Genomic DNA, 15171 nt, shown 5'->3' on the forward strand with positions numbered 1-15171 from the left:
ACCGGACGAGGCCTTCTTCAGTACGCCTTACCAGCGGTCTCGTTCGGGTTGTTGCAGGGACCACCAAAGCGCTGCCGCAACGAACGAACCGATGGCGACGAGTGTCGAGGTGAGGGATTGTGTGGTCGCCAGGACCCAAGCCCATGACTCGAAGGTGCCATCGCGGTTGTTGCCGACCAGGGTAGCGGTGACGAAGTACGCGGCAGGAGCGATCCAGGCCGCCCCGCCGCCGAGGAGACGCACACCCATGAGGCAGATCGCAGTCAGGAAGAGGAAGCGCGGGATCGTCACGTCGGGATGTTCCGCCAACAAGAGGGCGGGCAGGACCGCGACAGCGGCCACAGCGCTGATCCTGCACAGGCGCAAGAACGATCTGCCTCGAGGGCTGGTGACCGACACGGCCGGCACGGGTTCGCGGGTTGCAATGCAGACCAGCACCGCGGCCAGCGCCGGCAACACGAGATCGACACTGACCTGAACCGGAGCGACAGCCCGCAGGCTGGGCAGGTCGACCACGGTGCGGGTGAATCCCATCGCGGCCCAGACAACGACCGTACCCACTAAAGCGAGGTCGATCCCATGGCCGCGCAGATAGCTTCGGGCAATCGGCAAGTTCAGTGTCATGGGCAGCGGCTCGCTGCCGCCGCCAGAGCACGTACAGCGGGTTCTTGTTGTTCTGGTCGAAGTTTCACCAGTTGCATCGCCTCTTTTGAGACGCCTACCTGGCTTGCGCCGACCCGGAGCAGCAGCCAGTCGAACAACGTCGATCGACGTGCCGAAATAACCGGATCGCCCGCGCACGGCGGCGCTTCCGGCAGTACTGCGGCCGCAAGCGCAAGGTAGAGGTCGACGGTAGGCGTCCGGACCGGCATCGAGGATGCAGAGAGCCCGCCGGGCAATTGGAGGACCCCCAGTCCCTCACGTCGCTGCTGCAGAGTGCCTGGCTCGCCCACCTCCGCCGGCAACGGTACGGAGCCCTTGGCTACCACCGCGATCTTTGCAGCCGCCTCGGAAGCCGCCGGAAGGGCTGCCACATGCTCCGGCCAAACACAGACAGGCATCGATCCGGTCGAGCACACTCGGTTCTCGGTGTCGGAACGGATCACAGCGTCCGCGTAGAGATCGCCGGGCAGGGTGACTGCCAAAGCCAGAGCTGCAACGGCCGAAGCGCCGGCGACCACAAGGCGCCAACTGCGTCCGGCTACCCAGACCACTACAGCGCTCACGCCAACCGCGAGAGTCAACCCGATGCGCTGTGCAGTGAGAGCCGCGTTGGGCTGGTTCCAGCCGAAGTACGCCGTGCTGGGGTCGATGGGGCTGACGAACCTCAGCCCACCAGCCAGATACGTGACGCCGAGGATCGCGATCACACTGGCGATGCTCACCAGGCCGACAGTGATCGGCGTAGTGGCGAATCGAGCCAGCGCCGCGCCTGCGGCTGCCGCAGTGCCTATCGCTGAAACGCCAAGGAGATAGAGCAGAACGATTCGCCAGTCAGGCAGTCCATCGACGATTGCTCTGACTGCCGCCATTCCGTTGGCTGCCGTCAACGCCGCCACGCCCCAAACCGAGACGGCGAGAGCGGATACCAGGCACAGACCGGCCTCGCCGCGGACAGTCGTCCTGGCTACCGACGCAAGGCCAGATGAGACCGAACTCTGTCGGCGAAGGGCCGTGACGCCGAAGCAGAGTGGGCCGACCAGCATCACCGTGACGCTGGCCAGCGTCACCGAGTTGTACCAGCCGGGGAGTACCGTCCCGGCGCGCGCACCGATGATGATCGCCACCAGTACGCCGAGCGCGCCCGGCCACATCACCGCCGGATGCGCTGCCTCCGCTGCCACGCACTGAACCGTTCGGCGCGCAGAGGTTGTCACCCTGCCACGCCCTCGGCATGGTGGCGCGCGCGTCTGAGGATCTCCAGGTAGCCGGCCTCCACAGCGGCTGCCGAAACGATCTCGGCACCGCACAGTTCACCGATCGACCCACTGAACAACACCCGACCTGCATCGATGACCACCACCTGGTCACAAGTTGAGGCGACATCGTCGGTGATATGAGTAGCCATCAGCACCGTGTGCTCTGTGCCGAGTCGCGCTATCAGGTCCAGGAACTGGCGGCGTTGTTCAGGGTCAAGACCGACAGTCGGCTCGTCGAGGACCAACAGCGACGGCCGGTTGACCAGGGCCTGCGCCACGCCGAGCCGTTGCTGTTGGCCACCACTCAAGGTCCGGATCTTCTTCCCGGCTCGATTCTCCAGCCCGACCGCGGCCAGCGCGGAGCCGATCTGCTCGTCGACGACGGACGACGGAACCTTCCGCAACCAGGCGACGTAGCGCAGAAAGTCCCGGCACTCGTATCCACCCGGCGGTCGTAGATTCTGCGGCAGATAGCCGAGCCGTGCAGACTCGACAGCCGATCCGCCGACTGTGATAGATCCGCGAGTCGCCGCACGCGCGCCAGTGACCACCGACAACAATGTCGTCTTGCCGGCTCCGTTCGGGCCCAACAGGCCGATGACGGCGCCGGACACGGCGAAGGTCAGATCGTGGAGAATCTCGGCCCGACCATATCCAGCCACAAGATTATTGACTCTGAACTCTGTGGTCACTGGCTAATCGTGCCTCAAGGCGTCTGGGTGCGGCCGTAGGCGTTGGCGTTGCGGCCGGCGCCTGACGCGTACGACCATCCGACGGTGACGTGGTGGCTGGCGTTCGCCAGTGACACCGGCGCCTGGCAGTGCGCCGCCGCGCGGTACCCCAACTGCGGCGTCCACGACCGGCGGATGTCGGGCTGGGCCGTCCTGTTCTGGAAGAGCTCTGCCGCGAAGGTGTTGGAGGACGTTGCGCCCGGAGCGTCCGCACAGAGTTTCACGGTCCTGGACCCGTTGCAGTTGTTGCTCTCAGCATTACCGGCGGAAATGCCGTAATAGAACACCAGAGAACAAGACCCTCGAACGAACGTACCGGAGTCGGCATAGGCGACCCCGGCGCCACCCGCCAAGGCCAGGGCAAGGACAACTGACGCTTTGAAAATCTTCATTCTGTGCCTCCCGATCGACGTCACGGCGGCGCAGGAGCACATCCAGCGGCGAAAGGAGCTTTCCTGGCCGGCAGCGGATGTGATCCGCGCATGGGAAACCTATTGACGGGCGGACGTCGAAACAATGCGTGAGGGGAGAACTGCAGCTTGTTGCAAACTACGGAACTCAGGCGCCGAGTTGGCGCTTCACCTCGGCGGAGACGGTGCCGCCGTCGGCTTTGCCTTTGACCTTGGGCTGGAGGGCGCCCATGACCTTGCCGATGCCGCGGGGGCCGAGTTCGGCGGCGCCGGTGGCGGCGATGGTTTCGGTGACCAGGGCGGTGATCTCCTCGAGGGTGAGCTGCTCGGGGAGGTACTCGGCGAGGATGTCCGCCTCGGCCTGCTCCTTGACCGCCAGTTCCTCGCGGCCGGCGTCGCGGTACGCCGTGACCGACTCGCGGCGCTTCTTCGCCTCGGCGGTCAGCACGTCGAGGATCTCGGCGTCCGAGAGCTCGCGGGCCTCCTTGCCGGCCACCTCGGCCTTCGTCACGGCCGTGAGCGCCATCCGCAGGGTCGACTTGCGGAGATCGTCGCGCGCCTTCAGGGCGGCGGTCATGTCGTCGTGCAGGCGCTTCTTCATCTCGGAGTTGGACATGCCCACGATTGTGGCAGGCTGGAGAAATGAGTTTCCGGGGGCTTGCCAGAACGACTCTGAAGTCTGCTGCGGTGGTTGCGGCGGCGGGTGCTGCCTGTGTCACGTACGCCGCGGCCGTCGAGGTGCGGTGGTTCACGTTGCGGCGGGTGACGGTGCCGGTGCTGCCGGTCGGGGCGGCGCCGCTCAAGGTGCTGCATCTGTCCGACCTGCACCTGATGCCGAACCAGCAGAAGAAGATTCGCTGGGTCAACGACCTGGCGGGGCTCGAGCCGGATCTGATCGTGAACACTGGCGACAACATCTCCCACCCCGACTCGGTGCTGCCGCTGCTTCGCGCGTACGGCGCACTGCTGGACGTCCCGGGCGTCTTCGTGTTCGGCTCCAACGACTACTGGAAGCCGCACTTCAAGAACCCGGGGAAGTACCTGCTGCCCGCGCACAAGCAGCGCCACAAGCCGCACGGCCCCGACCTGCCCTTCGAGGAGATGCGGGCGTCGTTCACCGGCGCCGGCTGGGTCGACCTCAACAACGCCCGTTCCACACTCAAGGTGAACGGGCTGCGGCTCGACTTCGCCGGCACCGACGACCCGCACATCAAACGCGACCGGTACGACGAGGTGGCGGGTGAGGTGGATCCGGCCGCCGACCTGTCGATCGGCGTGACGCACGCGCCGTACCAGCGGGTGCTGAACAGCTTCGTCGGCGACGGGTATCCGCTGATCCTGGCCGGGCACACCCACGGCGGTCAGCTCGCAGTGCCGTTCTACGGGGCTCTGGTGACCAACTGCGACCTGGACGCGTCGCGGGTGAAGGGTCTGACCACCTGGGGCCACGCAGGCCGCCAGGCGGCGCTGCACGTCTCGGCCGGTCTGGGCACCTCGCCGTACGCTCCGGTGCGCTTCGCCTGCCGCCCGGAAGCGACCCTGATCACGCTTGCACCGAAGGCCGGCGAGGCCCTCGCGAGCGACCCTTCACCGGCTCGTGAATAACCCGATTTCGTCCCAGCGGTGGGCGCATGTAAGCTAACGCCGAATTCGGGCTGTGGCGCAGCTTGGTAGCGCGCGTCGTTCGGGACGACGAGGTCGCAGGTTCAAATCCTGTCAGCCCGACAGTGAAGGCGGTGGCTCTTCGGAGCCACCGCCTTCGGTCATTTCCGGACCGAGCCGGCCGGAACGGATAACCTGCGCCCATGAGCGACGACAAGCCCGAGGTCGAGGGCCGGTACGACGCACCGCCGCTGCCGCCGCTGCTGATCCTGGCGGTCGTCGGCCTGCTGGCCGGGTTCCTCGCGATCGCGTTGGTCTGGCTGAGCGAACGCGGCTGCGACCAGGTTCGGGGTACGCCGGACTGCGGCGCGGCCGGGTTCCCGTTGCTCGTCCTCGCCGTGGTGGTCACCGTCGTGCTCGGCGCGATGGCGCTGAGCCGGCTGGCGATGCCGCATCCGAGACTGGTGGCGTTCCTCGGCGTCGCGTTCATGCTGCTGATCGTGCTCGGGTTCCTGTCGAACGACCTGTTCTCCCCCTGGACGCTGGTGATCGTCCCGCTGCTGACCGCCATCACCTTCCTAGTCGCACACGTGATCGCCGGACGGTTGGAGCGAGCCGATGCCTGAACTTCCCCGCTACCCCTGCCACCGCACCACCACCCCCCTCCCGCTCGACGGCAGCCTGACCCACCCCGCGTGGGAGCAGGCCCCGTGGACCAGCGACTTCGTCGACATCGCCGGTCCCGACGCGACCACGCCCCGGTTCCGGACCAGGGCCAAGCTGCTGTACGACGACCAGTACCTGTACGTCGGCGGCCAGCTCGAGGAGCCGCACGTCTGGTCGACGATGACCGAGCCGAACACCTGGCTGTACGAGGAGAACAACTTCGAGCTGTTCCTCGACCCGGACGGCGACGGCCAGAACTACTACGAGTTCGAGATCAACCCGCTCGGCACCATCTGGGAGCTCTCCCTCCCCAAGCCGTACTCCGAGGGCGGCGTACCGGTCGACCCGGACAACCTCCCCGGCCTGCGCACCGCGGTGCGGATCAACGGCACCCTGAACGACCCGGCCGACACCGACAGCGGCTGGACCGTCGAGGCGGCGTTCCCCTGGGCCGACCTGGCGAAGTACAACCTGAACCGGACTCCCCCGGCCGCCGGGGACGAGTGGCGGATGAACCTGATGCGGATCGAGTGGGACCACGAGGTGGTGGACGGCGACTACCGCAAGGGCAAGCAGCAGGACTTCTGGGTCTGGTCCCCGCAGTACGTCCTGGACATGCACAAGCCCGACCAGTGGGGCGTACTCCGGTTCGAATGACGCCCTGCGCCCCGTGACCGGCTGATCACTGTGGCGACACGCTGTCACCCCGCTCCCCGCCACAGCCCGGGGCGAGGTGACAATGAGTCACATGGGACAAGGCGGGCAGGCGCAGCGAGCGACGGACCTGCTCGCGCTGGTCGAGCAGGCCGACCGGCAGCTGCGTGGCCCCGAACAGTTGCATTGGGCAACCGTGCTGCGGCGGGAGACCGACAGTCTTCGCGCCGCCGTCGACTGGGCGACCCGGCACGACCAGCCGCTGGCACTCAACCTGGTGGCCGGCCTGTCGACGTACTGGTGCATGCACGGGCTGCGCGACGAGGCGGCGCAGGCAGCGGGCCAGCTGCTCGGCGTGCTCGGTGCGGAGGTGCCGGACGGCCTCGGCGAGGAGTACCTGCTCGCAGTACTGCATGCGGCCGGTTCTGCCCGGGCAGATCAGGTCGAGCGGGCGCAACTCGTCGTCAAGGAGACTGGCGAGCCGTTCCGGCGCCCGGTGACCACGCTGCTCTGGTCGAGCGTTCTCGGCCCGTTCACCTCGCCGGAGCTTGTCGCTGACGTACTGGCCCGCAACGAGCTCAGCACCGATCCGTGGACACTCGCTACGCTCCAGCTGTGCACCGCGTACCCCGGCCTGACCGGCGCCCCGCCAACCGGCTCCGAGACGAGCCTGCAAGCGGCCCTGGCGCGTTTCGAGCGGCTCGGCGACCGTTGGGGTAGCTCCCTGGCCCTGAACGCTCTGGCCGACGCCGCAGCCTGGTCCGGCCAGTACGAGCGTTCCGTCGAGCTGGCCACCCGAGCGCTGCCTCTCGCTGACGAGCTGGGCTGGGACGAAGAGGCAGCGGCGCTGTTGATCCGCCGTGCCGACCTCCGCGTGCGACTGCGAGACCTCAGCGCTGCCAGCGACGACTACCGCCACGCACTGGTCCGCGCGAATCGTGCAGGCCTCTCCGACATGTCTGCCGCCGCCCGGCTCGGCCTGGCCCGGTCCGCGCGGTACAGCGGAGATCTGGCGAAGGCCCAAGAGCTGGCGCTGGTGGCCCTGTCCCGCTGTCCGGAAGGCTGGGACGACAGTGACCTGGCCATGACCGAGGCCCTTGGCGAGCTGGCCTCGATCGCCGCCGCCGCAGGCCGCCCCGACGAGGCCCATTCCTGGCGGCTCAAGGCGGGTCTGGTGTCCGAGCAGTACCGCCCAGCAGAGCTCTAGGGCGCCGCCGGCCTGTGGCTCTGGCCACAGTGGGCGACCCTCGCCGGATCAGCGGGTGCTCGTTAGAGTCGAGCGCACACCAACCTGCAATGGAGCAGCCTGATGGACAAGACGTACGACTCGCCGCAGGCCGCGGTCGACGACATCGGCGACGGCGCGAGCCTCGCGGTCGGCGGCTTCGGACTCTGCGGGAATCCGATGCAGCTGATCAGCGCCCTGCACGAGAAGGGCGTGAGCGGTCTCCGCGTCGTCTCGAACAACTGTGGCGTCGACGACTGGGGGCTGGGCATCCTGCTGGCCGACAAGCGGATCGCCAAGATGACCTCGTCGTACGTCGGGGAGAACAAGGAGTTCGCCCGGCAGTTCCTGTCCGGTGAGCTGGAGGTCGAGCTGACCCCGCAGGGCACGCTGGCCGAGAAGCTGCGGGCCGGTGGTTGCGGGATCGCCGCGTTCTTCACCCTGGCCGGCGTCGGCACCCAGGTGGCCGACGGCGGGTTGCCGCAGAAGTACAACACGGACGGCTCGGTGGCGAAGGCGTCGGAGCCGAAGGAGACCCGCGAGATCGGCGGTACGACGTACGTGCTGGAGGAGTCCATCACCACCGACTTCGGGCTGGTGCACGCGCTGAGGGGCGACACCCACGGCAACCTGGTCTTCGACCGGAGCGCGCGCAACTTCAACCCGCTGGCCGCGATGGCCGGGCGGGTCACCATCGCGACGGTGGAGGAGCTGGTCCAGCCTGGTGAGCTGGACCCCGACGAGATCCACCTGCCCGGTGTCTACGTCCAGCGAGTTGTTGCCGTCGGCAAGGACATCGAGAAGCGGATCGAGAAGCGTACGGTCCAACCGCGGGAGGCCTACCAGGCCCAGCGCGAGAAGCTGGAGGCCTGAGATGCCACTCACGCGTGAGCAGATGGCCGCCCGCGCCGCCGCGGAACTCGAGGACGGCTCGTACGTCAACCTCGGCATCGGCCTGCCGACGATGGTGCCGAACTACATCCCCGAGGGCGTCACGGTCGTCCTGCAGAGCGAGAACGGCATCCTCGGCGTCGGCCCCTACCCGGTCGACGGCGACGAGGACCCGGACCTGATCAACGCCGGCAAGGAGACCGTCACGACGTTGCCGGGGGCATCCTTCTTCGACTCGTCGCTGTCCTTCGGGATGATCCGCGGCGGCGCGATCGACGCGGCCATCCTGGGCGCGATGCAGGTCTCGGCCACCGGTGACCTGGCGAACTGGATGATTCCGGGCAAGATGGTCAAGGGCATGGGCGGCGCGATGGACCTGGTGCACGGGGCCAAGAAGGTGATCGTGCTGATGGAGCACGTCGCCAAGGACGGCTCGCACAAGATCGTGACCGAGTGCGACCTGCCCTACACCGGCCGCGGCGTGGTCGACCGGATCATCACCGATCTCGCCGTCCTCGACGTCACCGGCGACGGCCTGCGACTGGTCGAGCTGGCCGAGGGCGTCAGTTTCGAGGAGCTCCAGCAGAAGACCGGCGCCCCGATCGGGCAGTAGCCGGAATGGATGGTCCCCGGCGGCAGTTGAAGGCTGAACAAGCTGCCGCACGGGGTCATCTTCTGGAGGAACCACTTGAGCAACGCCGACACGGTCATCACCGCCCTTCGGAGCGGGTACGACGGGCTCGCGGACCTGGTGAGGAAGTTCAGCGACGAGGACCTGGCCGGCCCGTCGGCCGCCGCGGAATGGGACGTCGCGCAGGTGCTCAGCCACCTCGGCAGCGGCGCCGAGATCATGGTCAACACCGTTCAGCTCACGCTCGACGGCAAGCCCGGCGCCGACGGCGACTTCAACCAGACCGTCTGGGCGCGCTGGGACTCGTCGTCGCGTCGTGAACAGGCCGACGGCTTCCTGGAGTGGAACGAAAAGCTGACCAGCCTGTTCGAGTCGCTCGACGACGACCAGCGCGAGAGCCTGCGGATCGAGCTCGGCTACCTGCCCGCTCCCGCGGATGTCGCGACCGTCGGCCGGATGCGGCTGAACGAGCTGGCGCTGCACTCGTGGGACGTCCGCAGCGCCGTCGACCCGACCGCGACCCTCGCACCCGAGGCAGTCCGCGAGCTGCTGTCCCAGGGGACGATGGATCTCAGCTGGATCAGCAAGCCGGCTGCTCTGGACGGCCGGACCGCCGTGCTGAACGTGGTCACGACCGATCCTGCCGCGGAGTTCACGCTGCACCTGGCCGACCCGGTGAGCATCGGCGAAGCGAGCAGCGACGCCGACGGAACGCTCAGCCTGCCGGCCGAAGCGTGGCTTCGGCTGATGTCCGGCCGACTCGGCCCGGACCAGACTCCCGACATCGTGCAGGTGACCGGACCGGTCACGCTGGAAACCTTGCGCAACGTCTTCCAGGGCTACTGAAAGGTCACTGCTCGGAGCGGTCTACACACCCTGTGTGGACCGCTCCGTCGGCCTTTGTCGCAGACCGCCACCGGTAGCTACCCTTCACCTCTGCCGCTTGTCCGGCTCGGTGAGGATGGGACGCATGGACTTGGACGTGTTCGTGATCGGCGGCGTCGGAATCGACACGATCGTGCGCGTCCCCGGCCTGCCGTTGCCGAATCACGAGACCATCCCCGTCGCGCCGGTGGAGTCGTACGTCGGCCACACCGGTCACGGCGTCGCCATCGGCTGCCACCAGCTGGGGCTGCATCCCGGCCTCGCCGACGTGATCGGTGACGACCCGGAGGGCCGGCGGATCCGGGCGACGTACGAGCGGCTCGGTCTGCCGTTGGCGGTGGCGCTCCACCCCAGCGGCACGCGGCGCAGCGTCAACCTGGTCTCCCCCGACGGCAGCCGCGTCTCCCTGTACGACGGCAGGCATCCTCCGGGCATGCGCGTCGATCCGAACCTCTGGCGCGGGCGGATCGAGCAGGCGCGACACGTGCACGTTTCGATCATGGACTTCGCGCGACGGGCGCTGCCCGACGTACTGGCGGCCGAGCGCACGCTGTCGACCGATCTGCACGACTGGGACGGCGACAACGAGTACCACCGGGACTTCGCCCAGTGCGCCGACATCGTGTTCGTCTCGAAGAGGGCGTTGCGCGACAAGGCGGTGGACTGGATCTTCGTCAGCGGTCGCGCGCAGGTCGTGATCGTGATGGCCGGCTCGGACGGCAGTTATCTGCACGTTCGAGGCGAGGAGCCCGTTCACCTGCCGGCAGTGGACATCCCGGGCCGGCCGGTGGTGGACACCAACGGAGCGGGCGACGCCTATGTCGCCGCCTTCCTCACCACCTGGCTCGACGGTCGCTCGTACTACGAAGCCGCCGAAGCCGGCACCATCGCGGGCGCCTGGGCCTGCGGCTCGCGTGGCACCCACACCGACCTGATCACCGCCGAACAACTCATGCTGCTCAGCCGGTAGTTCTCACTCAGCCGCGAGCGAGCGGCGGATGCAGAGTGATGGCCGGGCCGCGGCGGAACAGCTGGGCCGGACGGCCGCCGTCGCGGGTGGTGGTGGCGCCGAGCGGGACGACGAACCCGTCGGTCTTGGTGGCCTTGCGATGGAAGTTGCGGGGATCGAGCTGCACTCCCCAGACCGCTTCGTAGACCCCGCGCAGCTCGGAGATCGTGAACTCGTCGGGGCAGAACGCCGCCGCGAGCGGTGAGTACTCCAGTTTCGCGCGGGCCCGCTCGACCGCGTCCGTGAGGATCCGGTGGTGGTCGAACGCCAGCCGCCGCGCATCGTCGAGCAACTCCGCGACGGTCACCCACTCGGCCGAGGCCGCATCCGTGCCGGCCACCGGAGCGGGCAGGTCGGGGACCAGCGCGAGATAGGCGACGCTGATCACCCGGCCGCGCGGGTCGCGACCCGGATCGCCGTACGTCGCGATCTGTTCGAGGTGGATCCGGTCGGAGACCAGACCGGTCTCCTCGGCGAGTTCGCGCCGCGCGGTCTCCTCCAGATCCTCCTTCGGGCGCACGAAACCACCCGGCAGGGCCCAGCGACCCCGGTACGGCGCGATGCCACGGCTGATCAGCAGAACCTGCAGGGCCCCGTCCCGGACGGTCAGGATCACCAGGTCGGCGGCTACCCCCAGCGGCTCGTAGTCCATGGCACGAAACTCTAATCGTCATCTTGACGAAAAGCCATCCCAGGCCTTATCGTCATAGTGACGACAAGAGCTGACGAGTCGCCGAGGGGCGACGACAGGAGAACGATCGAGATGGCAGACATCACCCGGTTCCGGTTCATCAGCCACCTGCGGGCGAACCCGACCACCCACGTCCGGCACCTGCGCAACGGCAAGCTCGCGCACGAGGGCGCTGGGCAGGCGTTCTGGTTCCGGGCCCTCAACTCCTCGCTCAGCGAGGTGCCGATCGACGACCGGGAGCAGCCGCTGCTCTTCCACGGCCGCACGCTGGACTTCCAGGACGTCGTCGTACAGGCGACCGTGACGTACCGGGTGACCGACCCGGCGCTCGCCTCGACCCGGCTCGACTTCGGGATCGACCCCGATACCGGCCGGTGGCGGGCGACTCCGCTGGAGCAGCTCGGTGGGTTGCTGACAGAGCTCGCCCAGCAGACGGCGCTGGACCTGCTGGCCGGTCTCAGCCTGACCCAGGCGTTGTCGGAGGGCATGGCTTCGCTGCGGCTCGCGATGAGCAGCGGGTTGCGTGACGACCAGCGGCTCACCGGCCTGGGGATCAGCGTCGAGGACGTGCGCGTGGTCGCCGTACGAGCCGAATCGGATGTCGAGCGGGCCTTGCAGACCCCTACCCGCGAGATGGTCCAGCAGGCGGCCGACAAGGCGACGTACGAGCGGCGGGCGATGGCCGTCGAGCGGGAGCGGTCGATCGCGGAGAACGAACTGCAGAACCAGATCGAGCTGGCCCGGCGGGAAGAGCAACTGGTCACCCAGAAGGGCCAGAACGAACGCCAGCGAGCGACCGAGGCGGCCGCGGCCGGCCGGATCGAGACCGAAGCCTCCGCAAGCCGGCGGCGACTGCTGGCCGATGCCGACGCCGACGCCAAGCGCGTGCTCGGTGCCGCGGAGGCCGCGGCCGAGAAGGCGATGCTGGAGGCCTACGCGGAGCTGGACCAGGGCACGATCCTGGCGATGGCGATCAAGCAGGGCGCGCTGCCGGAGATCGGCACGCTCAACCTCACGCCGGACCTGCTCACTCCGCTGCTGACCAAGCTGACGTCGGGGAGCAACGCATGAGCCTGCCTCCCCGGGCAGTCCTGGTGCACCGGGCGACCGAGCTCACCGAGCTGGTCGCCCGGCACGGAACGCGCCAGCAGGCAGGCTTCTTCCTGGCCGGCCGCGGTCGCTCCCTGGACTCGCTGGAGGACCGGCACGAGGCGCAGCAGAAGGCGCTGACCATGGTGTCCGCCGCGATCCCGCTGGACTGGCGACGCGCAGTTGCTGAGCGCAACGATCTTGACCGGTTCGTCTTCGGCCCCGAGGACGTGGTGATCGCGGTCGGGCAGGACGGGCTGGTCGCCAACGTGGCGAAGTACCTGGACGGCCAGCCGGTCATCGGAGTCAATCCGGAACCCGGCTGGAACCCCGGCGTACTGGTGCCGCACGAGCCGGCCGCCGTACCGGATCTGCTGGTACGGCGGGAGGTCGAGGAGCGCACGATGGTTGCCGCCAGCACCGATGACGGGCAGAAACTGCTGGCCCTGAACGAGGTATACATCGGCAACCGCACCCACCAGTCGGCCCGCTACCGGCTGGCCTCACCGGAGGGGTTGGAGGAACGGCAGTCGTCATCAGGCTTGCTGGTCGGCACCGGAACAGGTTCCACGGGGTGGTGCCGCTCGGCCTGGCAGGAACGCGGAAGCCTGCTGAGATTACCTTCGCCGTCCGACCCGGCACTGTGCTGGTTCGTCCGCGAAGCCTGGCCGTCCCCGGCGACCGGCACCAGTTGCACGGAGGGGTTGCTAACTGGTACCGAGCGGCTGACGGTCACGGCCGAAGCGGATCTGGTGGTGTTCGGGGACGGGATCGAGTCCGACAGCCTGAGCGTCGGGTGGGGGCAGCGGTTGGAGGTGGGGGTTGCTGAGGTGCAGTTGCGGTTGGTTCGGTGATTGCGCTTGCGCACCTGGCGCCTCCGCTCCTGCGTCGCGCGGGGTGCGACTGACTCACGGTCATCCCGCCCGTGTCTCGCCCATCGCGCTCGCCGCTTTCGCTCCTGCGTCGCTCCAGCTCTGAGTGCTCCCACCCACCCGGACCCGTGGAGTGGCGCTCCTGCGTCATGCGGATGCGATGGCCTCACGCTGGTCTCACCCGGTTTCGCGCCGATCGCCGCCGTAGCTCAGCTCTTGGGTCGCTGCACCTCTGTCTGCTCCTGCCCACCCGACTCGGTGGCGTTGCGTTCCCGCGTCGCTGCGGTTTTGGCTGCTCCCACACCTGACCCTGTGGTGATTGCACGCCGACGCCGCACGATCGATCGCCTCACCGAACTCATCGCAGCAGTTCCGGAAATGAGCGGTCGCGGAAGCGCTGTAGAGCGACTGCCGGTCGACGTCCGAAGTCCTCTGCGCCGGGCGAAGCGCCCGTCGCGTCGGCAGCGTCTGATGACCTGCAGCAGCTCAGTTCGTCAGGGGAAAGCGAGGAAAGAGGTACTTGCCCGAGTGGTGATCTCGGTGAGTGCGGCAAGGTCCTCCAGCCGCCCACCAGTACTGACTTCGATCGTGGCGATGGTCGGCGAACTGGACAGTGCCAGATAGCGGTCGACCACGACGCGGACGGCGCCGGTCTCGTCGAGGTAGCGGTAGGTGAAGGTGATGTAGGGGCTCAAAAGCCCATTGTTCGCAGGGTTGGAGCGGTCGATCGTTCCTGTTGACCGCGACAGCAACTGAAAGCCTGGAGTTGCCGACAGCTGCTTCAGTTTGTTGTCGACCCGGGTGGTGAGAGGTTGTTCGGGGCGCAGGAAGCGCAGACGGAGGTTCGAGCCGCTGTCGGGGTGGACCCACTTGACCTCGTCCTCGGACAACACGACCGGCTTCCAGGTCAGTGGCACGACGTTGCTGAAGCCGCGGTTTGCTGGGCCGCCCCACTTCGTCGGTGCGTACTGCACCTGAGACGTGTTCAGCGCCGGCACAGTCGCCGTCTGGGGTGGGCGCGTAGGTGTCGCGGTAGTCGTCGAGGTCGGCTCGGGTTTACCGGTCGCTCCGTTGGAGTTGGAGACACACCCCGTGGCCAGGGGGACGAATATCAGGGTCGCCGCTAGTGCTTTCGCGACGTAGCCCGATTTGATACACCGCAATGTGGTCTCCGATGGTGGGGAATCTGAGCCTTCAGACGCTGTCGCTGGGTAGAAAGTTCGGTACGCCGGTCCTCCGGGATGCCGGACTGGCATTCAGGAGGAGATCTGTGGCCGCTGGGGCGCAGGTGGGCGTTTGCAGCGAGCCGTGGAGCCATGGCCTGCGGCTGATCGGCTTGCGGCCGGCGTCCGCGAAGTCGTCGGCGCCTGGTCTCGGTGGGTTGCACTCGCGCGACTTGAAGGCGCAACACAAGCGGTGGAGCGTGAGGCAGCCACATCCGCGCGGCGCCGGAGCCAAAATCACGGGGCCGGGTGGGTGGGAGCACCCAAAGTCGGAGCGACGCAGGAGCGAAGGCGCCGGGAGCGATGGGCGAGACACGAGCGGGTGGAGCGTGAGGCCACCGCATCCGCGCGACGCAGGAGCGCAAACACCACGGGGTCGGGTGGGTGGGAGCACCCAGAGCCGGAGCGACGCAAGGAGCGAAGGCGCCGGGAGCGACGGGCGCAACCCGAGCGGGATGACCGTGAGCCCGGAGTACGAAGTATTTCCCGTGCTTTCCACCCAAAGTGACCACTCGGGTGAGATGCGTGGAGACAACGGTGTCAGGTTCTGCTTAAGGTGCGTTCACCACAACGGCCCTGTCGAGGGAGGGCTGTGGTGACTTTACCCACCGCCCAAAGGGGAGAGACACGCATGCGCTCAGCTCGAAACCGATCGAGAACAGCGTTCCGGAGC

Annotated in this window: 17 protein-coding genes and 1 tRNA gene; 11 read left to right on the forward strand and 7 right to left on the reverse strand. The window is 67.8% G+C overall.

Going from position 1 to position 15171, the window contains the following annotated elements; translation table 11 throughout:
* Nucleotides 1-27: 27 nt before the first annotated feature.
* The 5 genes from OX958_RS34165 to OX958_RS34185 form a co-directional block, all read right to left on the reverse strand.
* Nucleotides 28-624 carry a hypothetical protein gene (locus OX958_RS34165; RefSeq protein ID WP_270134485.1) on the reverse strand — a complete coding sequence of 199 codons (597 nt, stop codon included), beginning with the start codon at nt 622-624 and terminating at the stop codon, nt 28-30.
* Nucleotides 621-1787, reverse strand: coding sequence for a DUF7224 domain-containing protein (locus tag OX958_RS34170; protein ID WP_270134486.1), 1167 nt, complete (start codon nt 1785-1787; stop codon nt 621-623). The genes OX958_RS34165 and OX958_RS34170 overlap by 4 nt, the downstream gene beginning before the upstream one ends.
* Nucleotides 1788-1873: 86 nt before the next feature.
* Complete coding sequence (locus tag OX958_RS34175) at nt 1874-2611, reverse strand: ABC transporter ATP-binding protein (RefSeq protein ID WP_270134489.1); 738 nt, start codon at nt 2609-2611, stop codon at nt 1874-1876.
* 14 nt (nt 2612-2625) lie between these two features.
* A complete protein-coding gene (locus tag OX958_RS34180; protein ID WP_270134490.1) occupies nt 2626-2874 on the reverse strand; it encodes a hypothetical protein in 249 nt (82 codons plus the stop codon).
* A gap of 334 nt (nt 2875-3208) precedes the next feature.
* Complete coding sequence (locus OX958_RS34185) at nt 3209-3676, reverse strand: GatB/YqeY domain-containing protein (protein WP_270134492.1); 468 nt, start codon at nt 3674-3676, stop codon at nt 3209-3211.
* 26 nt (nt 3677-3702) lie between these two features.
* Between OX958_RS34185 and OX958_RS34190 the strand changes: the two genes are divergently transcribed.
* From OX958_RS34190 to OX958_RS34230, 9 genes are all read left to right on the forward strand, one after another.
* A complete protein-coding gene (locus tag OX958_RS34190) occupies nt 3703-4665 on the forward strand; it encodes a metallophosphoesterase (RefSeq protein WP_270134493.1) in 963 nt (320 codons plus the stop codon).
* Nucleotides 4666-4711: 46 nt separating this feature from the next.
* Nucleotides 4712-4785 (forward strand) — tRNA-Pro (locus tag OX958_RS34195).
* 80 nt (nt 4786-4865) lie between these two features.
* On the forward strand, nt 4866-5288 hold the full coding sequence (locus OX958_RS34200) for a hypothetical protein (protein ID WP_270134494.1): 423 nt from the start codon (nt 4866-4868) through the stop codon (nt 5286-5288).
* A complete protein-coding gene (locus tag OX958_RS34205; protein ID WP_270134495.1) occupies nt 5281-5985 on the forward strand; it encodes a carbohydrate-binding family 9-like protein in 705 nt (234 codons plus the stop codon). Before OX958_RS34200 ends, OX958_RS34205 begins: the two co-directional genes overlap by 8 nt.
* 91 nt (nt 5986-6076) lie before the next feature.
* Nucleotides 6077-7189, forward strand: a complete 1113-nt coding sequence (locus OX958_RS34210; protein WP_270134497.1) for a hypothetical protein — start codon at nt 6077-6079, stop codon at nt 7187-7189.
* Nucleotides 7190-7291: 102 nt separating this feature from the next.
* Entirely contained in the window at nt 7292-8080 is a 789-nt protein-coding gene (locus tag OX958_RS34215; protein ID WP_270134499.1) for a CoA transferase subunit A, read from the forward strand.
* Nucleotide 8081: 1 nt separating this feature from the next.
* The gene (locus OX958_RS34220) at nt 8082-8711 is read left to right on the forward strand and encodes a CoA transferase subunit B (protein ID WP_270134500.1); all 630 of its coding nucleotides are present in this window, start codon (nt 8082-8084) and stop codon (nt 8709-8711) included.
* A 75-nt stretch (nt 8712-8786) separates the two neighbouring features.
* On the forward strand, nt 8787-9575 hold the full coding sequence (locus OX958_RS34225; RefSeq protein ID WP_270134502.1) for a maleylpyruvate isomerase family mycothiol-dependent enzyme: 789 nt from the start codon (nt 8787-8789) through the stop codon (nt 9573-9575).
* A 124-nt stretch (nt 9576-9699) separates the two neighbouring features.
* Nucleotides 9700-10584: a carbohydrate kinase family protein gene (locus OX958_RS34230; protein ID WP_270134503.1), complete on the forward strand. Its 885-nt coding sequence runs from the start codon at nt 9700-9702 to the stop codon at nt 10582-10584.
* A gap of 7 nt (nt 10585-10591) precedes the next feature.
* Here the strand turns inward: OX958_RS34230 and OX958_RS34235 are convergent, their stop codons facing one another.
* Nucleotides 10592-11275 (reverse strand): NUDIX hydrolase, encoded by a 684-nt coding sequence (locus OX958_RS34235; protein ID WP_270134504.1) that lies wholly within the window; start codon nt 11273-11275, stop codon nt 10592-10594.
* Nucleotides 11276-11386: 111 nt separating this feature from the next.
* Between OX958_RS34235 and OX958_RS34240 the strand changes: the two genes are divergently transcribed.
* Nucleotides 11387-12385, forward strand: coding sequence for an SPFH domain-containing protein (locus OX958_RS34240; protein ID WP_270134505.1), 999 nt, complete (start codon nt 11387-11389; stop codon nt 12383-12385).
* A complete protein-coding gene (locus tag OX958_RS34245) occupies nt 12382-13257 on the forward strand; it encodes a hypothetical protein (RefSeq protein WP_270134507.1) in 876 nt (291 codons plus the stop codon). Before OX958_RS34240 ends, OX958_RS34245 begins: the two co-directional genes overlap by 4 nt.
* Nucleotides 13258-13769: 512 nt before the next feature.
* Here the strand turns inward: OX958_RS34245 and OX958_RS34250 are convergent.
* Complete coding sequence (locus OX958_RS34250; RefSeq protein WP_270134509.1) at nt 13770-14249, reverse strand: hypothetical protein; 480 nt, start codon at nt 14247-14249, stop codon at nt 13770-13772.
* Nucleotides 14250-15171: the final 922 nt, after the last annotated feature.

Source organism: Kribbella sp. CA-293567 (genome assembly GCF_027627575.1).
Lineage (GTDB): Bacteria > Actinomycetota > Actinomycetes > Propionibacteriales > Kribbellaceae > Kribbella.

Coding starts and splice junctions, on each gene's coding strand:
- OX958_RS34165 (WP_270134485.1), bottom strand. CDS start 624: ATGACACTGAACTTGCCGATTGCCCGAAGCTATCTGCGCGGCCATGGG.
- OX958_RS34185 (WP_270134492.1), bottom strand. CDS start 3,676: ATGTCCAACTCCGAGATGAAGAAGCGCCTGCACGACGACATGACCGCC.
- OX958_RS34190 (WP_270134493.1), top strand. CDS start 3,703: ATGAGTTTCCGGGGGCTTGCCAGAACGACTCTGAAGTCTGCTGCGGTG.
- OX958_RS34200 (WP_270134494.1), top strand. CDS start 4,866: ATGAGCGACGACAAGCCCGAGGTCGAGGGCCGGTACGACGCACCGCCG.
- OX958_RS34205 (WP_270134495.1), top strand. CDS start 5,281: ATGCCTGAACTTCCCCGCTACCCCTGCCACCGCACCACCACCCCCCTC.
- OX958_RS34210 (WP_270134497.1), top strand. CDS start 6,077: ATGGGACAAGGCGGGCAGGCGCAGCGAGCGACGGACCTGCTCGCGCTG.
- OX958_RS34215 (WP_270134499.1), top strand. CDS start 7,292: ATGGACAAGACGTACGACTCGCCGCAGGCCGCGGTCGACGACATCGGC.
- OX958_RS34220 (WP_270134500.1), top strand. CDS start 8,082: ATGCCACTCACGCGTGAGCAGATGGCCGCCCGCGCCGCCGCGGAACTC.
- OX958_RS34230 (WP_270134503.1), top strand. CDS start 9,700: ATGGACTTGGACGTGTTCGTGATCGGCGGCGTCGGAATCGACACGATC.
- OX958_RS34235 (WP_270134504.1), bottom strand. CDS start 11,275: ATGGACTACGAGCCGCTGGGGGTAGCCGCCGACCTGGTGATCCTGACC.
- OX958_RS34240 (WP_270134505.1), top strand. CDS start 11,387: ATGGCAGACATCACCCGGTTCCGGTTCATCAGCCACCTGCGGGCGAAC.
- OX958_RS34245 (WP_270134507.1), top strand. CDS start 12,382: ATGAGCCTGCCTCCCCGGGCAGTCCTGGTGCACCGGGCGACCGAGCTC.